This window comes from Streptomyces sp. NPDC006655, assembly GCF_040703965.1.
Lineage (GTDB): Bacteria > Actinomycetota > Actinomycetes > Streptomycetales > Streptomycetaceae > Streptomyces.
Window position 1 is genome coordinate 62,732 of record NZ_JBEYJU010000015.1, and the last position, 24,405, is coordinate 87,136.

The 24,405-nt window shown below is 71.5% G+C and carries 23 protein-coding genes; 14 read left to right on the top strand and 9 right to left on the bottom strand.

Annotated features, from left to right (window positions below; translation table 11 throughout):
- Nucleotides 1-439: 439 nt before the first annotated feature.
- The 4 genes from AB0958_RS11810 to AB0958_RS11825 all read left to right on the top strand — a co-directional run bounded on the left by AB0958_RS11810 (nucleotide 440) and on the right by AB0958_RS11825 (nucleotide 5,110).
- Nucleotides 440-1,450: a polyprenyl synthetase family protein gene (locus AB0958_RS11810; protein ID WP_366890267.1), complete on the top strand. Its 1,011-nt coding sequence runs from the start codon at nucleotides 440-442 to the stop codon at nucleotides 1,448-1,450.
- 407 nt (nucleotides 1,451-1,857) lie between these two features.
- Nucleotides 1,858-3,114, top strand: coding sequence for a DUF2092 domain-containing protein (locus tag AB0958_RS11815; protein WP_366890217.1), 1,257 nt, complete (start codon nucleotides 1,858-1,860; stop codon nucleotides 3,112-3,114).
- A gap of 63 nt (nucleotides 3,115-3,177) precedes the next feature.
- Complete coding sequence (locus AB0958_RS11820) at nucleotides 3,178-4,191, top strand: ABC transporter ATP-binding protein (RefSeq protein WP_366890218.1); 1,014 nt, start codon at nucleotides 3,178-3,180, stop codon at nucleotides 4,189-4,191.
- Nucleotides 4,178-5,110 (top strand): ABC transporter permease, encoded by a 933-nt coding sequence (locus AB0958_RS11825; protein ID WP_366890219.1) that lies wholly within the window; start codon nucleotides 4,178-4,180, stop codon nucleotides 5,108-5,110. The genes AB0958_RS11820 and AB0958_RS11825 overlap by 14 nt, the downstream gene beginning before the upstream one ends.
- Nucleotides 5,111-5,132: 22 nt before the next feature.
- On the opposite strand, the gene AB0958_RS11830 is transcribed toward AB0958_RS11825, so the two are convergent.
- Nucleotides 5,133-5,720: an NAD(P)H-dependent oxidoreductase gene (locus tag AB0958_RS11830; RefSeq protein ID WP_366890220.1), complete on the bottom strand. Its 588-nt coding sequence runs from the start codon at nucleotides 5,718-5,720 to the stop codon at nucleotides 5,133-5,135.
- A 199-nt stretch (nucleotides 5,721-5,919) separates the two neighbouring features.
- Between AB0958_RS11830 and AB0958_RS11835 the strand changes: the two genes are divergently transcribed.
- Nucleotides 5,920-7,101 (top strand): tetratricopeptide repeat protein, encoded by a 1,182-nt coding sequence (locus AB0958_RS11835; protein WP_366890221.1) that lies wholly within the window; start codon nucleotides 5,920-5,922, stop codon nucleotides 7,099-7,101.
- A gap of 27 nt (nucleotides 7,102-7,128) precedes the next feature.
- Here AB0958_RS11835 and AB0958_RS11840 read toward each other — a convergent pair whose 3' ends face one another.
- The 3 genes from AB0958_RS11840 to AB0958_RS11850 all read right to left on the bottom strand — a co-directional run bounded on the left by AB0958_RS11840 (nucleotide 7,129) and on the right by AB0958_RS11850 (nucleotide 9,593).
- Nucleotides 7,129-7,593 carry a VOC family protein gene (locus AB0958_RS11840; RefSeq protein WP_366890222.1) on the bottom strand — a complete coding sequence of 155 codons (465 nt, stop codon included), beginning with the start codon at nucleotides 7,591-7,593 and terminating at the stop codon, nucleotides 7,129-7,131.
- Nucleotides 7,594-7,624: 31 nt separating this feature from the next.
- Nucleotides 7,625-8,620, bottom strand: a complete 996-nt coding sequence (rarD, locus tag AB0958_RS11845) for an EamA family transporter RarD (protein WP_366890223.1) — start codon at nucleotides 8,618-8,620, stop codon at nucleotides 7,625-7,627.
- A gap of 118 nt (nucleotides 8,621-8,738) precedes the next feature.
- On the bottom strand, nucleotides 8,739-9,593 hold the full coding sequence (locus tag AB0958_RS11850; protein ID WP_366890225.1) for an SDR family oxidoreductase: 855 nt from the start codon (nucleotides 9,591-9,593) through the stop codon (nucleotides 8,739-8,741).
- A gap of 92 nt (nucleotides 9,594-9,685) precedes the next feature.
- Here AB0958_RS11850 and AB0958_RS11855 point away from each other — a divergent pair, with 92 nt between their 5' ends.
- Nucleotides 9,686-10,054: a helix-turn-helix domain-containing protein gene (locus AB0958_RS11855; RefSeq protein ID WP_366890226.1), complete on the top strand. Its 369-nt coding sequence runs from the start codon at nucleotides 9,686-9,688 to the stop codon at nucleotides 10,052-10,054.
- Nucleotides 10,055-10,115: 61 nt separating this feature from the next.
- On the opposite strand, the gene AB0958_RS11860 is transcribed toward AB0958_RS11855, so the two are convergent.
- The 5 genes from AB0958_RS11860 to AB0958_RS11880 all read right to left on the bottom strand — a co-directional run bounded on the left by AB0958_RS11860 (nucleotide 10,116) and on the right by AB0958_RS11880 (nucleotide 16,950).
- Nucleotides 10,116-11,177 (bottom strand): 2-oxoacid:ferredoxin oxidoreductase subunit beta, encoded by a 1,062-nt coding sequence (locus AB0958_RS11860; protein ID WP_366890227.1) that lies wholly within the window; start codon nucleotides 11,175-11,177, stop codon nucleotides 10,116-10,118.
- Complete coding sequence (locus AB0958_RS11865) at nucleotides 11,170-13,110, bottom strand: 2-oxoacid:acceptor oxidoreductase subunit alpha (protein WP_366890228.1); 1,941 nt, start codon at nucleotides 13,108-13,110, stop codon at nucleotides 11,170-11,172. Before AB0958_RS11865 ends, AB0958_RS11860 begins: the two co-directional genes overlap by 8 nt.
- Nucleotides 13,111-13,309: 199 nt before the next feature.
- A complete protein-coding gene (locus AB0958_RS11870; protein ID WP_366890229.1) occupies nucleotides 13,310-14,017 on the bottom strand; it encodes a response regulator transcription factor in 708 nt (235 codons plus the stop codon).
- Between the two features lie 167 nt (nucleotides 14,018-14,184).
- On the bottom strand, nucleotides 14,185-15,636 hold the full coding sequence (locus tag AB0958_RS11875; RefSeq protein WP_366890230.1) for a sensor domain-containing protein: 1,452 nt from the start codon (nucleotides 15,634-15,636) through the stop codon (nucleotides 14,185-14,187).
- Between the two features lie 123 nt (nucleotides 15,637-15,759).
- Nucleotides 15,760-16,950, bottom strand: a complete 1,191-nt coding sequence (locus tag AB0958_RS11880; protein ID WP_366890231.1) for a sensor domain-containing protein — start codon at nucleotides 16,948-16,950, stop codon at nucleotides 15,760-15,762.
- A gap of 252 nt (nucleotides 16,951-17,202) precedes the next feature.
- Between AB0958_RS11880 and AB0958_RS11885 the strand changes: the two genes are divergently transcribed.
- The 8 genes from AB0958_RS11885 to AB0958_RS11920 are packed head-to-tail and all read left to right on the top strand — an operon-like array spanning nucleotide 17,203 to nucleotide 24,401.
- Nucleotides 17,203-17,613: an NADH-quinone oxidoreductase subunit A gene (locus tag AB0958_RS11885; protein ID WP_046726411.1), complete on the top strand. Its 411-nt coding sequence runs from the start codon at nucleotides 17,203-17,205 to the stop codon at nucleotides 17,611-17,613.
- Complete coding sequence (locus AB0958_RS11890; RefSeq protein WP_366890232.1) at nucleotides 17,604-18,269, top strand: NADH-quinone oxidoreductase subunit B family protein; 666 nt, start codon at nucleotides 17,604-17,606, stop codon at nucleotides 18,267-18,269. Before AB0958_RS11885 ends, AB0958_RS11890 begins: the two co-directional genes overlap by 10 nt.
- Nucleotides 18,266-19,852: an NADH-quinone oxidoreductase subunit C gene (locus AB0958_RS11895; RefSeq protein WP_366890233.1), complete on the top strand. Its 1,587-nt coding sequence runs from the start codon at nucleotides 18,266-18,268 to the stop codon at nucleotides 19,850-19,852. The genes AB0958_RS11890 and AB0958_RS11895 overlap by 4 nt, the downstream gene beginning before the upstream one ends.
- Entirely contained in the window at nucleotides 19,849-20,817 is a 969-nt protein-coding gene (locus tag AB0958_RS11900; protein ID WP_366890234.1) for a complex I subunit 1 family protein, read from the top strand. The genes AB0958_RS11895 and AB0958_RS11900 overlap by 4 nt, the downstream gene beginning before the upstream one ends.
- A complete protein-coding gene (locus AB0958_RS11905; protein WP_366890235.1) occupies nucleotides 20,817-21,386 on the top strand; it encodes an NADH-quinone oxidoreductase subunit I in 570 nt (189 codons plus the stop codon). The genes AB0958_RS11900 and AB0958_RS11905 overlap by 1 nt, the downstream gene beginning before the upstream one ends.
- Complete coding sequence (locus tag AB0958_RS11910; RefSeq protein ID WP_366890236.1) at nucleotides 21,383-22,024, top strand: NADH-quinone oxidoreductase subunit J; 642 nt, start codon at nucleotides 21,383-21,385, stop codon at nucleotides 22,022-22,024. Before AB0958_RS11905 ends, AB0958_RS11910 begins: the two co-directional genes overlap by 4 nt.
- Entirely contained in the window at nucleotides 22,024-22,410 is a 387-nt protein-coding gene (nuoK, locus tag AB0958_RS11915; protein WP_366890237.1) for an NADH-quinone oxidoreductase subunit NuoK, read from the top strand. The genes AB0958_RS11910 and nuoK overlap by 1 nt, the downstream gene beginning before the upstream one ends.
- Nucleotides 22,407-24,401 carry an NADH-quinone oxidoreductase subunit L gene (locus tag AB0958_RS11920; protein WP_366890238.1) on the top strand — a complete coding sequence of 665 codons (1,995 nt, stop codon included), beginning with the start codon at nucleotides 22,407-22,409 and terminating at the stop codon, nucleotides 24,399-24,401. The genes nuoK and AB0958_RS11920 overlap by 4 nt, the downstream gene beginning before the upstream one ends.
- Nucleotides 24,402-24,405 lie beyond the last annotated feature (4 nt).

Genomic DNA, 24,405 nt, shown 5'->3' on the forward strand with positions numbered 1-24,405 from the left:
CAATTGTCTTACTGAGCGGAATTAGGGCTCTGGGGTGCTAATAGGCCATTAGGGCACCATTAGTCTTTTTTGCTCCGCGGATTGACGGCCGGCCGGGCCAAGGCCGCGCGGGGCGCCACGAATTGCCGAGCGGTGACGTGGGTGCTCCTGGTCACCAGGAGAGGGTGCGTCCAGGTGGGTGACATCGGCCGGGTGATGGTTCAGGGAGTGGCGTATGCCCCGTTTCGGTACAAGAGGCTGCTGATCCTTCCAAGTCGGTAGATGTCACGTCATATCATATGATCAAAAACATACCGGTCGTGATCCGATGGCGCCCGGGGTGTAACCGTGGGCGCCATCGGTGATCGAAACCTGACCGGATACGCTGACTTGAGTGATGGCAGCGACCTATCGACAAACCGTGTAATCGCCAGTGGACACCAGCAGACAGGAGACCCTCGTGACCGTCGTCGGGCCGTTCGGGCTGAACGTGCGGGACCAGGCTCTGGAAGCCGATGTCCAGGCTGGATTGGCGGCTGTCGAGGAAGGCCTGCTAGAGGCCACCAAGAGCGAGGTCCCCTTCATCACGGAGGCCGCGCAGCACCTCGTACGGGCCGGCGGCAAGCGGTTCCGGCCGCTGCTGGTGATGCTCGCCGCGCAGTTCGGCGACCCCTACGCACCGGGTGTCGTGCCGTCGGCCGTCGGTGTCGAGCTGACCCACCTCGCCACCCTGTACCACGACGACGTCATGGACGAGGCCTCCGTGCGGCGCGGTGTGGACAGCGCCAACACCCGCTGGGGCAACTCCGTCGCCGTCCTCACCGGCGACTTCCTGTTCGCGCGCGCCTCGCAGATCCTCGCCGACCTCGGGCCCGAGGCGGTCCGCGTCCAGGCCCTCGCGTTCGAGCGGCTGGTGACCGGCCAGATCCTGGAGACGGCGGGGCCTTCCGACGGGCGCGACCCGGTCGACCACTACCTCGACGTCCTCGGCGGCAAGACGGGCTCGCTGGTGGCGGTCTCCTGCCGTTTCGGCGCGATGATGTCCGGCGCCGACGAGACGGTCGTGGACGTCCTCACCCAGTACGGCGAACGACTCGGAGTCGCCTTCCAGCTCGCCGACGACGTCCTCGACATCGCCTCCGACTCGCACGAGTCCGGCAAGACCCCGGGCACGGACCTCCGCGAGGGTGTTCCCACCCTCCCCGTGCTGCGGCTGCGGGAGCGGGCGGCCCGGCTGGGGCTGGCCGAGGACATCGCGCTGTGCGAGCTGCTGGACTCCGACCTCACGGACGACGCCCGGCACGCGCAGGCGCTCGCCGCGCTGCGGGTGAACCCGGCACTGGAGGAGGCGCGCCGGGACGCCGTCCGGTACGCCGAGGAGGCGCGGGCCGCGCTCGCACCGCTGCCCGACTGCGGCCCGAAGTCGACGCTGATCGAGCTGTGCGACGCGGTGGTGCACCGGGCCGGCTAAGCCCGGCACCCTTCGGCCTGTGCGGACCCTTCGGCCTGTGCGGACCCTTCGGCCTGTGCGGACCCTTCGGCCCGTGTGGACCCTTCGGTTCTGCCCGTGGACCGGGCCTGCCCGAGACCCGACGGCACCTGTCACCGCCTGCCACCCCCTGGGCCGCACCGGTCTCCGGCATCCCGCAGGGGGCGTCCGCACCGTTCGACCCCTACGGGTCGGTGGAGGCGTCGGCCCCCTCATGTCATACCGCAGTCGTACGCGGAGTTGGCTCCCCGGTCTGACGCCTGAACGCCTCCGATTTGGTGAGATGGAAACCACGGAAATCACCACCGCTCACCGATTCGGGTGAGAATGGCGGCTCAGGGTGGGACACGTGCGAGACGGCCGCCGCCGACGACGGAGGTAAGGCACACATGGCACCGTACGAATCCGACGACAGCGCGAGGATCGCGCAGGCCGACGACGAGCGGCGCGCCGAGCGGCGGCGCAAGGCCGCGCGGTACGTCGTACCGGCCACGGTGGTGGGGGTGGCCGCGGCCACGATCGGCCTGGTCCCGGCGCTCGCCGACTCCGGTGACCCCAACCTGCCGAAGATCAGCGCGCAGGAACTCATCGACAAGATCGCCAAGTCGGACGTGCAGCAGCTGTCCGGCACTGTGAAGATCAGCACCGACCTCGGTCTGCCCGACCTCGGCGGCCTGGAGAGCAGCCTGATGTCCGGCGCCGCCCAGCGCGGCGGCGACGGCTCCTCCGCCGACCCGACCGCCAAGCTCACCGAGCTGGCCTCTGGCACGCACACCCTGCGTGTGGCCGCCGACGGACCCGAGAGGCAGAAGGTGTCGCTGCTGGAGAGCGGCGCCGAGTACAGCCTCATCCACAACGGCACGGACGTCTGGGGCTACGACAGCAAGTCCGACGAGGTCTACCACTCCACCGTCGCGAACTCCGGCAAGGAGCGGCACGAAGCCCCGGCCACGCCCAAGGACTTCGCCGACGAGGTGCTCAAGTCGGTCGACGACACCACTTCGGTGAAGGTCGACGGCACCGCACAGGTGGCCGGCCGGGACGCCTACCGACTGGTCATCAAGCCCAAGCAGTCCGGTACGACGGTCGGCGCGATCAGCATCGCGGTGGACGCCAAGACCGGAACGCCGCTGAAGTTCACGCTCACCCCGTCGAGCGGCGGCGCGGCCGTCGTGGACGCCGGCTACACCCAGGTCAGCTTCGCGAAGCCGGCCGCGTCGACCTTCGACTTCACCCCGCCCAAGGGCGCCAAGGTCACCGAGGGCGACAAGGCCGGCAGGACCGCCGGATCCGACCGGCACGGCGACGGCGTCGAGAGCGGCAAGCCCACCGGGACGCCCCGCAAGGGTGCCCCCAAGGACCTGGGCAAGGACGGCTTCGACGTCCTCGGCAAGGGCTGGAACTCCATAGCCGTCCTCGACTCCGGCAGCAAGGGCGGCCTGCCCACGGGCTCGGGCTCCGCCTCCGGCAAGGCGGGCGACCTGAGCGGCTTCCTCGGCTCGCTCGGTGACCCGGTCTCCGGGAAGTTCGGCAAGGGCACGGTCTTCTCCACCCGGCTGATCAACGCCCTGATCACGGACAACGGCAAGGTGTACGTCGGCGCGGTGGACAAGGCGGCCCTGGTGAAGGCGGCGAACGCGGGTTAGCCGGGCGCGGCGCGGGAAGCGTACGTATCCGGTGCCGCGAGGCAGGACGAAACGAGGGAGCCGATGGACCGACCGTCCGCCACGGAGCGGGAGCCGGAGGGCCCGGGCGCGGAGGGCGGCACCGCCGAGGCCGACGTCCGGGCGAGCGGGAGCGTCATCGACACCCGCGGCCTCACGAAGCGATACCGCGGCGGACAGCTCGCCGTGGACGGTCTCGACCTGACCGTCCCGGCGGGCAGCGTCTTCGGCTTCCTCGGTCCGAACGGCTCCGGCAAGACCACCACCATCCGCATGCTGATGGGCCTGATCGCACCCACCTCGGGCACGGCCCGCGTCCTGGGCCGCCCGATGCCGGGCGCCTCCCGCGCCGTACTGCCCCAGGTCGGGGCCCTCATCGAGGGCCCGGCGCTGTACGGCTTCCTCTCGGGCCGTGACAACCTGCTCCGGTACGACGCCGCCGATCCGACAGCCGATCCGCGCACCCGGCGTGCACGCGTCGGGGCCGCGCTGGACCGGGTGGGCCTGACGGCCGCGGCGGCGAAGAAGGCGAGGGCCTACTCCCTGGGCATGAAACAGCGCCTCGGGCTCGCCGCCGCGCTGCTCCAGCCCCGCAAGCTGCTGGTCCTGGACGAGCCGACCAACGGTCTCGACCCGCAGGGCATGCGCGAGATCCGCTCGCTGGTACGGGAGCTGGCCGGGGACGGTACGACCGTCTTCCTCTCCTCCCACCTCCTCGACGAGATCGAGCAGGTCTGCACCCACGCGGCCGTGATGGCGCAGGGCCGGCTGATCACCCAGGGCGCGGTCGCCGACCTGGCGGCCGGGGCCCGCGGCCGGCTCGTGGTGACCACCCCTGACCCCGGGGAAGCGGCCCGCGTCCTCAAGGAACTGGGCGTCGCCGACGTGGTCGTGACCGAGGGCCGGGTGACCGGCGAACCGCCCGAGCGCGACCTGGCCGAGGTGAACGCGGCGCTCGTCACGGCGGGCGTCAGGGTCCGGGGCTTCCTGGTCGAACGGGCCTCGCTGGAGGATGCGTTCGTGGCGCTGACCGGGGAGGGCTTCGATGTCGCGGGCTGACGTGACGACCGTACCGGGACCGGCCGGGTCGGAACCGGCCGGGTCGGAACCGGCCGCCTCGGGTGCGGCCGTGCGGCCGAACCCGTTGTGGACCCTGGGGTTGCTGCGCAGCGAGCTGGTCACCACGCTGCGGCGCTGGCGCACCCTCGCGCTGCTGGGCGTACTGGCGGCGGTGCCGATCCTGGTCGGCATCTCCGTGAAGATCGAGACGAGTGGCGACGGCCAGGCCGGCCGGGGCGGCGGCGAAGGCCCCGCGTTCATCTCGCAGGTCACCAACAACGGCCTGTTCCTGGTGTTCACGGCGCTGGCCGCGACCCTCCCGTTCTTCCTGCCGATGGCCGTCGGGGTGGTGGCCGGCGACGCGATCGCGGGCGAGGCCAACGCGGGCACCCTGCGCTACCTGCTGGTCGCCCCCGCCGGCCGTACCCGTCTGCTGCTCGCCAAGTACACGACGACGATGGCGTTCTGCCTGCTGGCCACCCTGGTGGTGGCGGCCTCCGCCCTCGCCGTCGGCGCGCTCCTCTTCCCGCTCGGCGACCTGACGACCATCTCGGGCACCCGGATCTCCTTCGCCGAGGGCCTCGGCCGCGCCCTGCTGATCGCCCTCGTGGTCGCGGCCTCCCTGACCGGTGTCGCCGCCCTCGGGCTGTTCGTGTCCACCCTCACCAACAGCGGCATCGCGGCGATGGCGACGACGGTCGGCCTGCTCATCACCGTCCAGATCCTCGATCAGATACCCCAGCTGCACGCGCTCCAGCCGTACTTCTTCTCGCACTACTGGCTGTCCTTCGCCGACCTGGTGCGTGATCCCGTCTACTGGCACGACCTGGTCAGAAACCTGGAACTGCAGGCCCTGTACGTGGCGGTGTTCGGTTCGGCGGCCTGGGCGCGCTTCACGACGAGGGACATCACCGCGTAGCCCGCCGGTCGCTGGACGGCGCTCAGGCCTGGTCGTGGGGGAACCTGGCCGGTGGCGCCTGAGTGGCGAAGAACTCCTTGGCCCGGGCCAGCGCCCCGGCGTCGCCGAGCACGTCACCGCGCGCGCTGCCGTTGCCGAGCAGCACCCCGCCGAAGCGCATGCCCAGGTAGGCGGCCGAGTTGTTGAGCATGCCGACGTAGGGATCGGCGACCGACGGCTCCTGGTCCGCCAGCACGGCGACCCCCCACAGGGTGCGCCCCGCCAGGGTCCCCCGGAAGTCGACGCCGGGCGTGCGCAGCCAGCCCGACCAGTAGTCCAGGTAGCGCTTGGTGAGGCCGGACACCGAGTACCAGTACACCGGTGAGGCGATCACGATGTCCGTCGCGGCGAGCGTGGCGTCGAGCAGCAGGCCGGCGGCGGTGTCCGAGGGTGCGCGCACATGGTCGCTGTCGCGTCGCAGGTCCACGAAGTCCGGCAGCGGGTGCTCGGCGAGACTGACCCACTGCTGCTCGACGTCGGCGGGCAGTTGGTCGGCGGCACGGCGTGCCAGGAGCTCGGTGTTGCCGTCCGCGCGGGCGCTGCCCAGCACGAACAGGAAACGGCGCGTCATCAGTTCTCCCAGGTGAACGGCGCACGGTAAATAAAGGCGTGTGCATCTTATGTGTATGCATGAAATTCTGCCAGCCCCTCCGAGGCCCTTCCTGATGCGAGGCTGTGACGTCGTGGTGACGCGTGAGCCGAGGCGAGCGGCCAGACTGGACGGTACGCACGGGTACGACCGGACGGTGACGCCGGGGGAATGAGGGCCGATGTCCCGACTCAGCCGCGAGACGAAGCGGGAAGCTCAGCAGGACGCCGAGCCGGCGGAACCGGTCGAGGTCCGTGTCACGGGCGCTGCCGCGACCGTGGACGGCGTACCGCTGTTCCCGGCGCCCGGCGAGGAACCGCAGCAGACGGTCCTCAACCACCTGCAGCGGCTCGCCCGCGCCACCGGCCGTCCCGTCCTCGCCACCGTCCACGACGCCCGCATCGGGTTCGTCGTCCGCCTCCAGGTGAACCTGGACGGCTCCAGCAGCTTCACCGGTGACCCGGTACGGATGGCCGCGCCCGTGGAGGCGCACGCGGCCGCGCCGGCGCAGCCCGAGGCGGCGGACCGGCAGACCCGCCCGGACCGGCGGACCTGCGCGGACCGCGGGACCCCGTTTCCGCGGGCCGTCGACGCTCCCGAGGTCACCACGTCCACGGACCCGGTGGCCCTCGGCACGGTCCGGCCGCCGACCGGGGTGTTCGGCCCGCCGCCCGCCATGGAGGGGGCACCGCCCGCCGGGGGAGTGACGCCCGCCCCGGCGGGCGCACCGGCGCAGGCCGTCACCGAACTCCTGCCGGCGCCTCGCCCCGAACCCCTTCTGGCTCCCGAGGTCGTCCGTGCCCTCGACCCCGACCCCGGCCACACCCCCGCCCGCGGGTTCGACGCGGTCGCCGAGGAGGTGCTCGGGGACGAACCCGTGACCGTGACGGTGGAGGGGGCCGCGCTGCTCACCGCATCGGTGGCGCGGATCAACGAGGCCGTCAGGTCGGGCCGTATCGAGACGGCCGCCGAACTCGCCGAGCAGACCGTCGCCGAGGCCCGAGCGGCGTTCGGCGACGGCCACACCGAGGTACTGCACCTGCGCGGCCTGACCGCGTACATCGCCTACCTGGCGGGCGACCCGGAGCGCGCGTTCCACCTCTCCCTCGACGTGGCCCGGCAGCACCGGCGCGCGGGTGACGCGGAGGGGGCGTACGGCAACGTGCGCAGCGCGGCGACCGCCTGGCGCGCGGTGCGCGACCCCGAGCAGGGGCTGCGCCTCGGCCGTGACCTGATCGACCTGTGGGCGCAGCTCACCACGGAGGAGGGCCCGGCCGCCGGTGACATCGAGGAACTGGACTCGGCCCGCACCCGGATGGGCCGCCTGACGGAACGCGCCCGCCGCGCGGCGGAGAACGCCTGAGCCACGTCGGGGCCCGGCGCGCCCGGGTCAATGGACGCAGAACTCGTTGCCCTCCGGGTCGGCCATCACGGTCCACGCGCCGGCCGGCTCGGAGACGTGCCGCAGTACGGTCGCGCCCAGCCCCTCCAGCCGTGCCACCTCGTCCGACCGCCTCCCCTGCGCGGCGTGCAGGTCGATGTGGAGCCGGTTCTTGCCGGACTTCCCCTCCGGCACCCGCTGGAAGAGCAGGCGCCGCCCCAGGCCGGTCCCGCGCTGCTCGTCGTACGGGTCGTCCGGGTGCCGTACGGCGATGAGGTCGCGGAAGGACGGGCGCCCGTGGTGCTCCACGGTGGCCGCGCCGGGCAGCGCGCCCAGCTCAAGCAGGTGTTCGACGAGCGCGCTGTTGTCCTCGGTCACGTAGTGCAGCGCGGCGGCCCAGAAGTCGGCCTGCCCGTGCGGGTCGCGGGCGTCGACGACGAGCTTCCAGTGCAGGGGTGCGGGCGTCTGCGTCATGCCGCCCACTTATAGCCGACAGCCGTGGGGCTCACACCGGAGTCGCGGGAGTCTCCGCCGGCGGCGCGGTGGGCCGTGGTACGGAGGCCGCGGCGAGAGCCCGTGCGGCCCGGCGGGCGGTGCGCAGCGCGTCCCAGGTGAGCAGGGAGAGGGCGAGCCAGACCAGGGCGAAGCCGGCCCAGCGCTCCGCTGGCATCGCCTCGTGGAAGTAGAGGATGCCGCAGAGGAACTGGAAGACCGGCGCCAGGTACTGGAGCAGGCCCAGTGTGGAGAGCGGGACGCGGATCGCGGCGGCGCCGAAGCAGACCAGCGGGACGGCGGTGACGATGCCGGTGGAGGCGAGCAGGGCCGCGTGCCCGGTGCCGTCGTCGAGGAAGCTGGACTCGCCGTGGCCGGCCAGCCACAGCAGATAGCCGAGCGCGGGCAGGAACTGGATCGCGGTCTCCGCTGCGAGTGACTCGACGCCGCCGAGGTTGACCTTCTTCTTGACGAGACCGTAGGTGGCGAAGGAGAAGGCGAGGACGAGGGAGATCCACGGCGGTTGTCCGTAGCCGACGGTCAGGACGGCGACCGCGGCGAAGCCGACGCCCACGGCCGCCCACTGCGCGGGCCGCAGCCGTTCCTTCAGCAGCAGCACGCCCATGGCGATGGTGACCAGGGGGTTGATGAAGTAGCCCAGGGAGGCCTCGACGACGTGGCCGGCGTTGACGGCCCAGATGTAGACGCCCCAGTTGACGGTGATCACGGCGGCGGCCACCGCCACCAGGGCCAGCCGGCGCGGCTGCCGCAGCAGTTCGCCGGCCCAGGCCCAGCGCCGTACGAACGCCAGGGCGGCGGCGACGAAGGCCAGGGACCACACCATCCGGTGGGCGAGGATCTCCACCGACCCGGCGGGCTTGAGCAGCGGCCAGAACAGGGGGACCAGGCCCCACATCCCGTAGGCCGCGATGCCGTTCAGCAGTCCCGCCCGCTGCTCGCCCTTCGATTCACCCCTGGATGTCTCGAGGCCCTTCGCTCTCTCGGCCACCGGCCCTCCTCGTCCCCTCGTTCGGCGCACCTGGACGAAGGTAGCGCCGAGCACCCCGGTCTGTCATGGCCGTATCGGCATACGGTCATGACAGACCGGGGTGGGGTCGCGGGGCGGGTCAGCCCTTGAGCGCGGCGGCGAGGGTCTCCGAGAGCGGGGTGGTCGGGCGGCCGGCCAGCCGGGAGAGGTCACCGGAGTCGACGACCAGCTCGCCCTTGGCGATCGACTCGTCGACGCCGACCAGGATCCCCGCGAAGAACTCGGGCACGCCGGCGCCGGTGAGGATGGACTGGAGCACCTCGCCGGGCACGGAGTTGTAGACGATCTCCTTGCCGGTCTGCTCGGCGATCAGGGCCGCGTACTCGGCGAAGCTCCAGGCGGTGTCGCCGCCCAGCTCGTACGTCTGGTTCTCGTGGCCCTCTCCGGTCAGCACGGCGGCCGCGGCGGCCGCGTAGTCCGCGCGGGAGGCCGAGGAGACCCGGCCCTCACCGGCGGCCGCGACGACGGCGTTGTGCTCCAGGACCGGGGCGAGGTTCTCGGTGTAGTTCTCGTGGTACCAGCCGTTGCGCAGCAGGGTGTACGGCAGGCCGGAGGCGAGCAGCGCCTTCTCGGTGGCCCGGTGGTCGTCCACCAGGCTGGCCTTCAGGCTGCCAGGGGCGCTGGTGTACGCGAGCAGGGCCACGCCGGCCGCCTTGGCGGCGTCGATGACGACCTGGTGCTGGGCCGGGCGGCCCTTGTCGAACTCGTTGCCGGAGATCAGCAGCACCTTGTCGCCGGCGGCGAACAGGCCGTCGAAGGTCTCCGGGGCGTTGTAGTCCGCGACGGCGATCTTCACGCCCTTGGCGGCGAAGTCGGCGGCCTTGGCCTCGTCGCGCACGACGGCGGTGATCTGCTCGGCCGGGACCTTCTCCAGCAGCTGGTTCACGACGTGGCGGCCGAGATGTCCGGTGGCTCCGGTGACAACGATGCTCATGGTGTGCGATCTCCTTGTGGGGTTCCGTTGCCACTAACCCTAGGAGGTGCGCTAACCAAAAGAAAGTACCCACTTTGAAGTAAGGTACTTGCATGACCGTAAGTACCCACGTCGGCGAGGCGATGTGCCCCCACCGGCTGGTCCTGGAGCATGTCACCAGCCGCTGGGGCGTCCTGGTCCTCATCGAACTCCTCGACCGCCCGTACCGCTTCAGCGAGCTGCGCCGCGCGATCGGCCGGGTCAGCGAGAAGATGCTCACCCAGACCCTCCAGACGCTGGAACGCGACGGCCTCGTCCACCGGGACGCGCACCCCGTCATCCCGCCCCGCGTCGACTACTCCCTCACCGACCTCGGCCGCGAGGCGGCCCGGCAGGTACGGGACCTGGCCCTGTGGACCGAGCGCCGGATGGCCGACGTGGAACGCGCGCGTGAGGCGTACGACGAGGCGAAGAAGGCCTGAGCCGGAAACGCGCCGCGGGGTCCGGACGCGCCGTCCGGACCCCGCTCGCAGCCACCCGGGATCAGCCGACGACCGTCCAGGTGTCGCCGCCGGCCAGCAGCGCCGCGAGGTCGCCCTTGCCGTGCTGCTCGACCGCGGTGTCCAGCTGCTCGGACATCTGGGCGTCGTAGACGGGCCGTGTCACCGAGCGGAAGACGCCGACGGGCGTGTTGTGCAGGGTGTCGGGGTCGGCCAGCCGGGACAGCGCGAAGGCCGTGGTGGGGGACGGGGAGTGGGCGTCGTGGACGAGGATCTCGGACTCGTTGTCCGCGGTCACGTCCACCACCTTCAGGTCGCCGGTGAGGCGGTCCCGTACGACCCCGCGCGCGCCGTCCGCGCCGAAGCGGATGGGCCTGCCGTGCTCCAGGCGGATCATCGCCTCCTCGGCCGACTGCTTGTCCTTGAGTGCGTCGAAGGCGCCGTCGTTGAAGATGTTGCAGTTCTGGTAGATCTCGATCAGGGCCGTGCCCGGGTGGGCGGCGGCCGCCCGCAGCACCTCGGTCAGGTGCTTGCGGTCGGAGTCGATGGTCCGCGCGACGAAGGACGCCTCGGCGCCGATCGCCAGCGACACCGGGTTGAACGGGGCGTCCAGCGAACCCATCGGGGTCGACTTGGTGACTTTGCCGACCTCGGAGGTGGGGGAGTACTGGCCCTTCGTCAACCCGTAGATGCGGTTGTTGAAGAGGAGGATCTTCAGGTTGACGTTGCGGCGCAGCGCGTGGATGAGGTGGTTGCCGCCGATGGACAGGGCGTCACCGTCACCGGTGACCACCCACACCGACAGGTCCCGCCGGCTGGTGGCGAGTCCGGTGGCGATCGCCGGCGCCCGGCCGTGGATGGAGTGCATCCCGTAGGTGTTCATGTAGTACGGGAAGCGGGAGGAGCAGCCGATCCCCGAGACGAAGACGATGTTCTCCTTCGCCAGCCCCAGCTCCGGCATGAAGCCCTGCACGGCCGCCAGGATCGCGTAGTCACCGCAGCCCGGGCACCAGCGCACCTCCTGGTCGGACTTGAAGTCCTTCATGGACTGTCTGGCCTCGGCCTTGGGCACGAGCTGGAGCAGTCCGTCGGTGACGTCAGTCATGGATGGCCTCCTTGAGCGCCGTGGCGAGCTGCTCGGCCTTGAACGGCATGCCGTTGACCTGGTTGTACGAATGCGCGTCCACCAGGTACCTCGCCCGGATGAGGGTGGCGAGCTGACCGAGGTTCATCTCGGGGATCACCACCTTGTCGTAGGCCCTCAATACGGTGGCGAGATTCTTCGGGAACGGGTTCAGGTGACGCAGGTGCGCCTGCGCGATCGGCTCACCGGCCGTCCGCAGCCGTCGTACCGCGGCCGTGATCGGTCCGTACGTCGAACCCCAGCCCAGCACCAGCGTGCGCGCGCCGTCCGGGTCGTCGACCTCGATGTCGGGGACGGTGATGCCGTCGATCTTGGCCTGCCGGGTGCGGACCATGAAGTCGTGGTTGGCGGGGTCGTAGGAGATGTTGCCGGTGCCGTCCTGCTTCTCGATGCCGCCGATGCGGTGTTCGAGACCGGGCGTGCCGGGTACCGCCCAGGGGCGGGCGAGGGTCTGGGGGTCGCGCTTGTACGGCCAGAAGACCTCGGTGCCGTCGTCCAGGGTGTGGTTGGGTCCGCTCGCGAACCGCACCCGCAGGTCGGGCAGCTCGGTCAGTTCCGGGATCCGCCAGGGTTCGCTGCCGTTGGCCAGGTAGCCGTCCGACAGGAGCATCACGGGCGTGCGGTACGTCAGCGCGATCCGGGCCGCCTCCAGCGCCGCGTCGAAGCAGTCGGCGGGGGTGCGCGGGGCGATCACCGGGACCGGCGCCTCGCCGTTGCGGCCGTACATCGCCTGGAGCAGGTCCGCCTGCTCGGTCTTGGTGGGCAGCCCGGTGGACGGCCCGCCGCGCTGGATGTCGACGACCAGCAGCGGCAGCTCCAGGGAGACCGCGAGCCCGACCGTCTCCGCCTTCAGCGCCACCCCCGGACCGGACGTCGTCGTCACCGCGAGCGAACCGCCGAAGGCCGCCCCCAGCGCCGCGCCGATACCGGCGATCTCGTCCTCCGCCTGGAAGGTCCGCACGCCGAAGTTCTTGTGCTTGGACAGCTCGTGGAGGATGTCGGAGGCCGGGGTGATCGGGTACGACCCGAGGAACAGCGGCAGCTCCGCCTGCCTGCTCGCCGTGACCAGGCCGTAGGCCAGGGCCAGGTTCCCGGAGATGTTCCGGTAGGTGCCGACCGGGAACGCGGTCGTCGCCGGCGCGATCTCGTAGGAGACCGCGAAGTCCTCCGTCGTCTCGCCGAAGTTCCAGCCCGCGCGGAAGGCCGCCAGGTTGGCGTTCATCACCTCGGGCTTGCGGGCGAACTTCTGCTTGAGGAACTTCTCCGTGCCCTCGGTCGGCCGGTGGTACATCCATGACAAGAGGCCGAGCGCGAACATGTTCTTGCTGCGCTCGGCCTCTTTGCGGGTGAGGTCGAATTCCTTCAGTGCCTCCACGGTGAGCGTGGTCAGCGGCACCGGATGGAGGCTGTAACCGTCCAGTGAACCGTCATCCAGGGGCGAGGTGTCGTAGCCGACCTTCTGCATCGCCCGTTTGGTGAACTCGTCCGTGTTGACGATGATCTCCGCGCCGCGCGGCAGATCGCCGATGTTGGCTTTCAGCGCGGCCGGGTTCATCGCGACCAGCACGTTCGGCGCGTCACCCGGGGTGAGGATGTCGTGGTCGGCGAAGTGCAACTGGAAGGACGACACCCCGGGCAGCGTGCCTGCCGGGGCCCGGATCTCGGCCGGGAAGTTGGGGAGGGTCGAAAGGTCGTTGCCGAAGGACGCCGTCTCCGACGTGAACCGGTCGCCGGTGAGCTGCATACCGTCGCCCGAGTCCCCCGCGAACCGGATGATCACCCGGTCCAGGCGCCGGACGGACTTCACGCCGTCCGGCCTGCGCTGCTCTCCGACGACGGTTCCGTCGGCGGTTCCATCGGCCTGTTCCGTTGTCCTGCTGACCTGGCTGGTCACTGAACTGGACCTCCTTCGAGGCGGCTGCCGGGGCCTGGCCGTCCCACGGACCATCCCACCTTCAACCCTACGTCGGTTAAGGTCGCCTTCCCGTGCCCGCTCGCATGCTGAACGGCTCTTCGAGGCGACCTGTCGCCCTGACTTGTCACGATTTTCCCTCCCCCTTGCTGCCTTCCGGTGCCGACACGGTGTCCGCCCGTCAGGAGTTCAGATAGGTCAGAACGGCCAGAACGCGCCGATGGTCACCGTCGCTCTGGGAGAGGCCGAGCTTGAGGAAGATGTTGCTGACGTGCTTCTCGACGGCCCCGTCGCTGACGACCAGCTGCCGCGCGATCGCCGAGTTCGTCCGTCCCTCGGCCATCAGCCCCAGTACCTCCCGCTCCCGCGGGGTCAGCCCGGTCAGCACGTCCTGCTTGCGGCTGCGCCCGAGCAGCTGCGCCACCACCTCCGGGTCGAGCGCCGTACCGCCGTCCGCGACCCGCACCACCGCGTCGACGAACTCGCGCACCTCCGCGACCCGGTCCTTCAGGAGGTATCCCACGCCCCGGCTGGACCCGGCCAGCAGTTCCGTGGCGTAGCGCTCCTCGACGTACTGCGACAGCACCAGCACCCCGAGCCCGGGATGTGCCTTGCGCAGCTGCACGGCGGCCCGCACCCCCTCGTCGGTGTGCGTCGGCGGCATCCGGACGTCCGCCACGACGACGTCCGGCAGCGCGTCCTGCGCGTCCAGCTCGGCGATGGTCTTGACCAGTGCCTCCGCGTCTCCGACACCGGCGACGACGTCATGCCCCCGGTCGGTCAACAGCCGGGTCAGCCCCTCTCTGAGCAGCACGGAATCCTCGGCGATGACCACCCGCACCCTGTCCTCCACGATCTCGCGGCCCCCCACACCCCGTCCGGCGTACATGCCTGCCCTGTCCGAAAGTCCAGCATTCCAGCATTCGGATCGGAGCGCGTGCGGGTATGGGGAGGACGCGAGCCAAAATCAAGTGGCGACGACGAACGCGGAAGGGGGCTGTGCCCCAGGAGTACGGGGGCGCCGAGGGCAGGGGGCGGCGGGGCGGAACCGAGCCCTCAGCGCCGCCAGGGCAGCTCCGCCGTCACCCGGGTGGGCCCGCCCGCCGGAGAGTCCACCACCAGGATCCCGTCGACCGCGTCCAGCCGCTCGGCCAGCCCCGCCAGCCCCGACCCCTTGGTCGTGTCCGCGCCCCCCACCCCGTCGTCCACGACCTGCAGCATCAACCGGTCCTCGCTCCGCCACACGTCCACCGTCACGCCACTCGCGCGCGCGTGCTTGCTGACGTTCTGCAGCAGCTCGGACACCGTGAAGTACGCGATCCCCTCGATGGCCGCCGCCGGCCGCTCCGCCAGGTCGACCTCCACCCGCACCGGCACCGTGCAGCGCGAGGCGACCGAGGACAGCGCCGCGTCCAGTCCCCGGTCGGTCAGCACCGCCGGATGGATGCCCCGGGCCAGATCCCGCAGCTCCTGCAACGCGGTCTTCACCTCACCGTGCGCCTCGTCCACCATCCGCGCCGCGGCCTGCGGATCCTCCCGCACCTTCTCCTTCGCCAGCCCCAGGTCCATGGCCAGCGCCACCAGCCGCGCCTGCGCCCCGTCGTGCAGGTCCCGCTCGATGCGCCGCAGGTCGGCGGCGGCCGTGTCGACGACCACCCCCCGGTCCGACTCCAGCTCCACCACCCGCGAGGCCAGCTTCGACGGCCCCAGCAGCCCGTGCACCATCACCCGGTCCACCATCGTCAGCGCCCGTACGATCCATGGCGTGGCCAGCGTGAACAGCAGCCCCACCAGCACCGTCACGGTGATCTCGAACGGGTTGTCCACGTAGACGCTGTGATGCGCGTCGCCGTACAGCTGGATCCCGCCCTGCCCGGCGTACACCGGGAACACCCAGAACCACAGCGGATACGTCAACAGGGCCCAGCCGTACACCCAGAGGTTGAGCGCGACGACGAACGAGAACATCGACCAGGGGAACTGCAGCACCGCGTACAGCAGATGACGCCAGGACGTGCCGCTCTTCAGCACCGCGCCCGTCCAGGCGAAGAACCCCGGCTTGTGCATCCGCAACGGCTCCGGGTCCGCCACCTCCAGTCCCAGCAGCCCACGCGCGCGTGCCCGCTCCATCGCCCCGAGACCCCGGCACCCGGCGAGGGCCACCGCCAGCAGCGGGATCCCGACGAAGGTCACCAGCAGCCCGACGCCGAGGGACAGCATCGTCACGGTCCACACGAACAGCGCGACACCGACCGGAAGGCCGAGCAGCACATACCCGAACTCACGCAGGCTGCGCGCCTCGAACGGCGCCCGCAGCACGGCGGGCACCCGGCGCCGACGCTTCCCGTAGGGCTCGTAGGGCTCGTAGGGCTCGTAGGGCTCGTAGGGCTCGTAGGGCTCGTAGGGCTCGTACGGCTCGTGGCCGTACCCGCGCTCCTGCCCGTACGCGTGTCCCTGTCCGTACTCCGTGGCCATCGCCGCCGTCCCGTCCTGTCCTGTCCCAGTCACCTCGGCCCTGTCCTGCCGTACCTCCACCCTGCTGCGCCGCGGGCCGGCGGGCCATGGAGTCCGTCGGCGTCCTGGACGGGGGGTTATCCCCACCCCGACCGCTCCACGACCGGCTCGTCCGCACTACGACCGGTCGCGCCAGGGCAGCTCGGCGGTGACCGTCGTGGGGCCGCCGTCCGGCGACACGACGACGAACAGGCCGTCGACCGCGCCCAGCCGGTCCGCGAGCCCCCGCATCCCCGTGCCACGGTCCAGGCTCGCCCCGCCCCGCCCGTCGTCCCGCACCTGGATCAGCAGCCGGTCGTCGGTCCGCCACACGTCGACCGAGGCGCTGCGCGCGCCACTGTGCTTGCTGACGTTCTGCAGCAGCTCGGAGACGGTGAAGTAGGCGATGCCCTCGATCGCGGGCGCCGGTCTGGCCGGCAGATCGGCGGTCACCTGCACCGGCACCGTGCAGCGCGAGGCGACCGAGGACAGCGCCGCGTCCAGTCCCCGGTCGGTCAGCACCGCCGGGTGGATGCCCCGGGCCAGGTCCCGGAGTTCCTGGAGAGCCAGCTTCACCTCGCCGTGCGCCTCCTCGACCATCGCGGCGGCCGCGTCCGGGTCCTCCAGCAGCTTCTCCTTCGCCAGGCCGAGTCCCATCGCGAGGTTGACCAGACGGGCCTGCGCGCCGTCGTGCAGATCCCGCTCGATCCGCCGCAGATCGGCGGCCGCCGTGTCCACGACCACCCCCCGGTCGGACTCCAGTTCGGCGATCCGGCGCTCCAGTTCGTCGGACGGCGACAGCAGGCCGCAGACCATCGCCCGGTCCACGTTCGTCAACCCGCGCGCGATGAAAGGAAGCACCGGCCACAGCACGAACAGCGAGGTCAGCGTCACACAGAAGGTGAGCACGCCCCAGGGCAGCCGGATGAAGTCGTACAACAGCGTCCGCCAGCCCACCGGATCCTTGAGCGTCATCCAGAGCCGCTGCGAGCCCGCGCCGCGTTTCCCCCACGGCAGCGGCGTCGGCTCCTCCACCCGCACCCCGAGCAGCGCACGCGCGCGTGCCCGTTCCACCTTCCCCAGCTGCCGGGCGCCCAGCAGGGTGGCGGCGAGCAGCGGGATGCCGATCACCGTGAGCGTCAGGACGCCGCTCGCCCACAGCGTCGTCATCACGTAGACGAAGCCGAACAGCGACATGGGCAGGTTCAGCAGAAGGTGCGCGATCTCCTTCCAGGTGTGACCGTCGAAGGCGAAACGCACGGGCGGCAGCCGCTCGCGGTCGTCTCCGCCGTCGACGGAACCGAGGGATCGGGGTACTGGTGCGGTCATACGCGCCAGCGTGCCGTGTGCCGTCATGCCGCGCCATGGAGTTCGCCGCCCCGGTCACCCTGGGGAAAACCCCACCGATGGCCTCCCGCAACGGGTCCCACGGTGCGACGGGGCTGCTTACCGTCCCTTTATCAGGGCCTAGACTCCCGTGCGTACAGATCGTCGAATCAGGAGTTGACCGAGGTTACGCGCCGAGGTCGGGACAACGGGCCGGACCGGTCCGCTGTCCGTCGAGGGAGTGAGGGGCGGACGATGCGGGAGACGGTGGGTGGTGAGCCGACCGTGGCCGTCGCGGCGGGCTACTTCGCGTCCTACTCGGTCGTGGGGTTGCTGACAGTCGTCGGCGTGCTCTTCGTCGCCGTGGCCTTCGGGGCCGGCCGGCTGCTGCGCCCGGTGGTCCCCACCCCCGAGAAGCTCCTCACCTACGAGTGCGGCGTCGACCCCGTCGGCGAGGGCTGGGCGCACACCCAGGTCCGCTACTACGTCTACGCCTTCCTCTACGTCATCTTCGCCGTCGACTCGATCTTCCTGTTCCCCTGGGCGACGGTCTTCGCCGCCCCCGGCTACGGCGCGGCCACGCTCGTGGAGATGTTCATCTTCCTCGGCTTCCTCACCGTCGGCCTGCTGTACGCATACAAGAAGGGCGTCCTGACATGGACGTGACGCCGGAGCCCGTCCTGCTGCCGGAACCCGCTGTTCCCCCCGCGGAAGGCAGAGGGAAACTGGGCGCGCTCGCCCGCCTCGCCCCCGAGCCCATGAAGGTTGTCCTCAACTGGGGCCGCCGCTACTCGCTCTGGGTCTTCAACTTCGGCCTCGCCTGCTGCGCGATCGAGTTCATCGCCGCGTCGATGGCCCGCCACGACTTCATCCGGCTCGGCGTGATCCCCTTCGCGCCTGGCCCCCGCCAGGCCGACCTGATGGTGGTCTCGGGCACGGTCACGGACAAGATGGCCCCGGCGGTCAAGCGCCTGTACGAGCAGATGCCCGAGCCGAAGTACGTCATCTCCTTCGGCGCCTGCTCGAACTGCGGCGGCCCCTACTGGGACTCCTATTCCGTCACCAAGGGCGTTGACCAGATCATCCCGGTCGACGTCTACGTCCCGGGCTGCCCGCCCCGCCCCGAGGCCCTCCTCCAGGGCATCCTGAAACTCCAGGAGAAGATCGCGGCCGAGTCCCTCCGCGACCGCTACGGCGACCGGCGCCCCTCCGCCGCGGCCCTCCAGAGCGGCCTGGTGCGCCCACCGGCCCCGGAGACGGAGACCGGGTCGGGGACGCAGACGCAGACGGGGACGAGGACGGGGGAGGGGGACACCCGATGACCCCCACGACCGGCTGGCTGCCCACGCCCGTCGAGGAACTCTTCGGCCCGGACGCGACGGCCGAGGAGTCCTACGGGGTCCTCACGGTCGACGTCCCGCCGTCCTCCTGGCCGGCCGCCCTGGAAGTCGCCCGTACGACCCTCTCCTGCACCTACTTCGACTGGCTGAGCGCGGTCGACGAACCCGGCACCGGATTCCGCGTCTGTGCCCACGTCGTCGCCCTCGCCCCGGCCCGCCGCCTCCTGCTGCGCACGACCGTGCCGCACGCCGACCCCGAACTCCCGTCCGCCGTCGGCGTCTACGCGGGCGCCCGCTGGCACGAACGCGAGACCCACGAGATGTTCGGCGTCCGCTTCACCGGCCACCCCGGCCTCGACCACCTCCTCCTCCCGGAAACCTTCGAGGGCCACCCCCTCCGGAAGGACTTCGTCCTGGCCGCCCGGGTCGCCAAGGCCTGGCCCGGCGCCAAGGAACCGGGCGAGTCCGACCACGGCGGTCCCAAGCGCCGCCAGATGCTCCCCCCGGGCGTCCCCGACCCCAACGAGTGGGGCCCTCTGAAGGGCCAGCTCCCGCCCGCCCCCGCGCGCCCGGCCCGAACCGCCGGCACCCGTCCGCCCGCCACGGCCGGTGACCGCCCGGTACGACGCGCACGCACGGCGGCCGGGGGCTCGGCGAGTCCCCCGGCCGAGCCACCCACGACGACGGACACAACCGAGACGCCCACGACGACGGGCGCGGCCGGGCAGGCCCCGGGGACGGCCACGGCCGGGCAGACGCCGGCGACCGGCGAGACAGGGCCGACGCCGTCCGAACCCCGGTCGGCGACCACTCCACGCCGCTCCCGCACCGCGACCGGCGGGTCCGCTTCCCAGCGGGCCGAGGGCGGAGAGCAGCCGTCCACACCTGCGCGCCGCTCACGCACGGCGAGCGCCGGGTCCGCTTCCCAGCGGGCCGCGGGCGCGGCGGAGACGGCTGCGGAGCAGGTCTCTGCGGAGGAGAACTCCGGGGAGCAGGCGTCCCCGGAGCAGTCCTCCGTGGAGGAGACCGCTCCGGCGCCCGAGCGGTCCGCGGCGCCCCGGGGACCGCGCCGAGCGCGTACCGCCTCGGGTGGTTCCGCCTCGCAGCGCGCGCAGGAGGCGGCACCGTCGACGGAGCCGGCCGCCCCGCCCCGACCCGCGCGCGGCGCGGACGCGCCATGGCACCACGCCCGTCCGGCCTTCGACGAACCGGAACCCGCCGGGCGGCGCGCGACGCCGACCGAGCCCCCGGGACCGACGGTGGCTCGACCCGGAGCCGAGGAGGGCCCCGTCTCCGACGACGCGGCACCTGAGGAGCCGGATACCGCAGCCCCGGGCTCGGACGCCTCCGCAGCCGGCTCCCCTCCGGCCCCCGAAACCCCCGGCACCGAGAAACGAGCCCCCGAAAAGGCCGCTTCCGACCACGCCGGTCCCGACCACGCCGGTCCCGACCACGGCGATTCCGACCACGCCGATTCCGACCACGGCGATTCCGACCACGGCGATTCCGACCACGCCGGTCCCGACCAACCGCCCCGAGACGACCGCCCAGGAGGCTCGCAGTGAACGGCGCTCTGGACGTCGCCCTGCGACTCGTCGTCGTGTTCGTCGTCTTCCTCACCTTCCCCCTGATCGTCGGTCAGACCGAGCACAAGGTCATGGCCCATATGCAGGGCCGCCTCGGACCGATGTACGCCGGCGGCTTCCACGGCTGGGCCCAGCTGATCGCCGACGGTGTGAAATTCGCGCAGAAGGAGGACGTGGTCCCGGCGGGTGCGGACCGCCGTGTCTTCCAACTGGCGCCGGCGGTGGCTCTCCTCCCGTACCTGCTCGTGCTGCTGGCCATCCCGATCGGGCCCGGCGAGGGCGCCGTCGGTCAGGTTCTGGACGCCGGTGTGTTCTTCGTGCTGGCCGTCATGGGCGTCGGCGTCCTCGGCTCGCTCATGGCGGGCTGGGCCAGCGCCAACAAGTTCTCCCTCCTCGGCGGCCTGCGTACCGCCGCTCAGCTCCTCGCCTACGAACTCCCGATGCTGCTCGCCGCCGCCTCCGTGGCGATGGCGGCCGGCACGGTCTCCCTGCCGGGCATCGTCGGCGCCTTCCACTGGTGGTGGCTGCCCTGGCAGATCACCGGTGGGCTGGTGTTCTTCATCGCCGGCCTCGCGGAGCTCCAGCGGCCCCCGTTCGACATGCCCGTAGCCGATTCGGAGATCATCTTCGGTGCCTACACCGAGTACACCGGCCTGCGCTTCGCCCTCTTCCTGCTCGCCGAGTACGCCGGGATCGTCGTCCTGTGCGGTCTGACCACTGTCCTCTTCCTGGGCGGCTGGCACGGTCCGTGGGGCGCCGACGGTCTGGGCTGGCTGTGGACCCTGCTGAAGACGGCGCTCCTGGCCTTCGTCGTGATCTGGCTCCGCGTCACCTACCCCCGCCTGCGCGAGGACCAGCTGCAGAAGTTCTCCTGGACCCTCCTCGTCCCCCTCTCCCTCGCCCAGATCGCCCTCACCGGCATCGTCAAGGTGGTGATCTCCTAGTGGCCCCCATTCCTGGCTCCGGCCTCGCCAAGGGTCTGGCCGTCACCCTGCGCACGATGACCCGCAAGTCGGTCACCGAGCAGTACCCGGACGCGCTTCCCGACCTTCCGCCCCGCACCCGGGGCGTCATCGGCCTGTTCGAGGAGAACTGCACGGTCTGCATGCTCTGCGCCCGTGAGTGCCCCGACTGGTGCATCTACATCGACTCCCACAAGGAGACCGTCCCGCCGGCGGCCCCCGGCGGTCGTGAACGCAGCCGCAACGTCCTGGACCGCTTCGCCATCGACTTCTCCCTGTGCATGTACTGCGGTATCTGCATCGAGGTCTGCCCTTTCGACGCCCTGTTCTGGTCCCCGGAGTTCGAGTACGCGGAGACCGACATCCACGAACTCACCCACGAGCGGGACAAACTCCGCGCATGGATGTGGACGGTCCCCGCCCCGCCCGCCCTCGACGCCGGTGCGGAGGAACCGAAGGAGATCGCCGCCGCCCGCAAGACCGCCGAGAAGCTCGCCGCCGCGCAGGCGCAGGGTGCTCGAGACCCCGAGCCGGAGGAGGGGGAGTCGTGACCGCCCTCGCCCAGACACCGCACGGCTTCCTGTCCCCGACCGGCGTCGAGGTCGCCTTCCTGCTCGTCGGCCTGGTCACCTTCGGCGCCGCGCTCGTCACGGTCACCACCCGCCAGCTGGTGCACGCCGCCCTGTGGCTGGTGGTCGCGCTCGGGGGTCTCGCCGTCGAATACCTGCTGCTCACCGCCGAGTTCATCGCCTGGGTACAGGTCCTCATCTACGTGGGTTCCGTCGTCGTCCTCCTTCTCTTCGGTCTGATGCTCACCAAGGCCCCCATCGGCCGGTCCCCGGACGCCGACTCCGGGAACCGCTGGTGCGCGCTGGCCGTCGCCGTGGCCGCGGCCGCCGCCCTGGTCTGGGTGGTCGTGGACGCCTTCCGCACCACCTGGATCGACCTGGGCGGCGCCGCAGCCGGCTCGACGAAGGTCACCGGCGCGAGCCTGTTCCAGAACTGGGTCCTGCCCTTCGAGGCCCTCTCCGTCCTCCTCCTCGCGGCGCTGGTCGGGGCGATCGTCCTGTCCCGCAAGGCGAAGACGGATCCGTCCCCGCCCCCTGTGAACGGAGGGGCCGTCACGCAGAGTTCCCATCCGGTCACGGATTCCGGGATTCACCCGATCGAGCAGGAAGGCGCCCGCTGATGCACCTCGCCTATCCCGCCGTTCTCTCCGCTCTTCTCTTCTGCACCGGCCTGTACGGCGTCCTCGCGCGCCGCAACGCGATCCTGGTCCTGATGTCGGTCGAGCTGATGCTCAACGCCGTCAACCTCAACCTCGTCGCCTTCGACGTGTGGCTGAGCAAGGCGGCCCGGGACACCCTGCACTCCGGCCAGGCCCTGACGCTGTTCACCATCGCCATCGCCGCCGCCGAGATCGGCATCGGCCTGGCGATCGTCCTCGCCGTGTACCGCAACCGCGGCACCTCCGACATCGACCGGCTCCGCGACACCGCCGAGGGCCATGAGGAAGGCACGGCCGGCCCGCACGCGGACGGGACGGCCGACGAGAAGGCTGAGGCCACCGCGTGACCACGACCACCCTCGCCGTCCTCGTCCCCCTCCTGCCGTTCCTGGGCGCCGCGGCCGGTCTGCTCCTGGGGCGCACGGCCCCCGGGTTCGTCCGCCCGCTCGCGATCCTGCCGACGCTCGCTGCGCTCGCCCTCGCCTGCGCGGTCGCCGCCGACCAGGGCGGCGGCCGGGCCGTCGAGGCGCACACGCAGTTCACCCCGACCGGCTCGGTGCCGATCGAACTCGCCCTGGACGTGGACGGCTTCGCAGCCCTCGTCGCCGTCCTGGTCGCCTTCGTCGCCACCTGCGTGCAGATCTACTCGACCGGGTACCTGCGCGACGACCCGCGCTACTCGTCGTACGCCGCCCTCGTCTCCCTCTTCACCTCCGCGATGCTGCTGGTCGTCTACTCCGGCGACCTCATCGTGCTGCTGGTCGGCTGGGAAGTCATGGGCATCTGCTCCTACTTCCTCGTCGGCCACTACTGGGAGACCCCTGAGGCACGCGCCGCCTCCCTCAAGGCCTTCCTGGTCACCAAGCTCGGTGACGTGCCGTTCCTGATCGGCCTGTTCGCGCTGGCCACCGACGCCGGCTCGTTCCGCGTCACCACGGTCCTCACCACCGTCGCGGACGGCGGCCTGCACCACCCGACCCTGGTCGGCCTGCTCCTCCTGTGCGGCGTGGCGGGCAAGTCGGCGCAGTTCCCGCTGCACACCTGGCTCCCCGACGCCATGGCCGGCCCGACCCCCGTCTCCGCGCTGATCCACGCCGCGACCATGGTCGCCGCCGGTGTCTACTTCGTCGCCCGGCTCCTGCCGGTCTTCGAGGCCAGTGCGGCCGTGATGGTCGTCCTCGCCGTGATGAGCGCCGTCACGATGACCGGTTCGGCCCTCGCCGCCCTCGCCCAGGACGACATCAAGCGCGTCCTCGCCTACTCGACGATCGGCCAGCTCGGCTACATGACGGGCGCCCTCGCCGTCGGCGACCGCGGGGCCGCCGTCTTCCACCTGCTGTCCCACGGTGCCTTCAAAGCGCTCCTGTTCCTCGCGGCCGGTGTGGTCATCCACGCCGCCGGAACCAACTCGCTCGCCGTCATGTCCCGTACCTCCGGACTGCGCGACCGAATCCCGGACGCCTACTGGACGATGACCGTGGCGCTGCTCGCGCTCGCCGCGATCCCGCCCTTCAGCGGCTTCTTCTCCAAGGAGTCGGTCCTCGGCGCTGCCGAGCACGCGACGACCGGCCACGCCGAGCACGTCCCCGGCAGCGCCGGCTGGATCGTCCTCGTCGCCGGCCTGGTCACCGCGCTGCTGACCGCCGCGTACGCCACCCGGCTGTGGCTGCTGGCCTTCCGGGGCCGTGGAACCGAGGCCCCGGACCACGGCAGGCAGCCGCTGTCCATGACGGTGGTGCTGTGGGTGCTGGCCGTCCCGTCCCTGGCCTTCGGCGGGTTCGCCTACCGCTCGCTGCCCGGCTGGTTCGACGGCCGTGCCCTCACCCCGACCCTCGCCACCTCGGTCCTCGGCACCGGCCTCGCGCTGGCCGGCGGCCTCGTCACCTACGGCGCCTGGCAGCACACCCGGACGTCGGCGGCCCGGGTCCCGCTGGGCGCCGTCGCCGCGCACCCGGAGGGCGACGCCGGGCTGGTCGAGGCCGAGGCCATCGCCGCCCATGCTCCGGCGTTCGGCGACGTGGCCTACGCACCCGACCCGGCCGATCCCGGCCGGGTCCTGCTCGGCCCGCTGCACCGGCACGCCGCCGAGGGCTTCCACCTGGACGCCCTGTACGACGTCCTGTTCGTCCGCCCGATCCTGGCCGCCGCGAGCCTCGTGCAGTTCCTCGACCGCGAGGTCGTCGACACCTACATCCGTGGGGCGGGTGCTCTGCCCCGCCTGCTCGGCGCCGCCGTGCGGCGCGCCCAGACCGGCAACGTCCAGACCTACGTGAGCGCGCTGCTCGCCGGCACCGTCGTCCTGGCGGTCGCCGTCCTCCTCGTCGCCACGGGAGCGTGAGCAG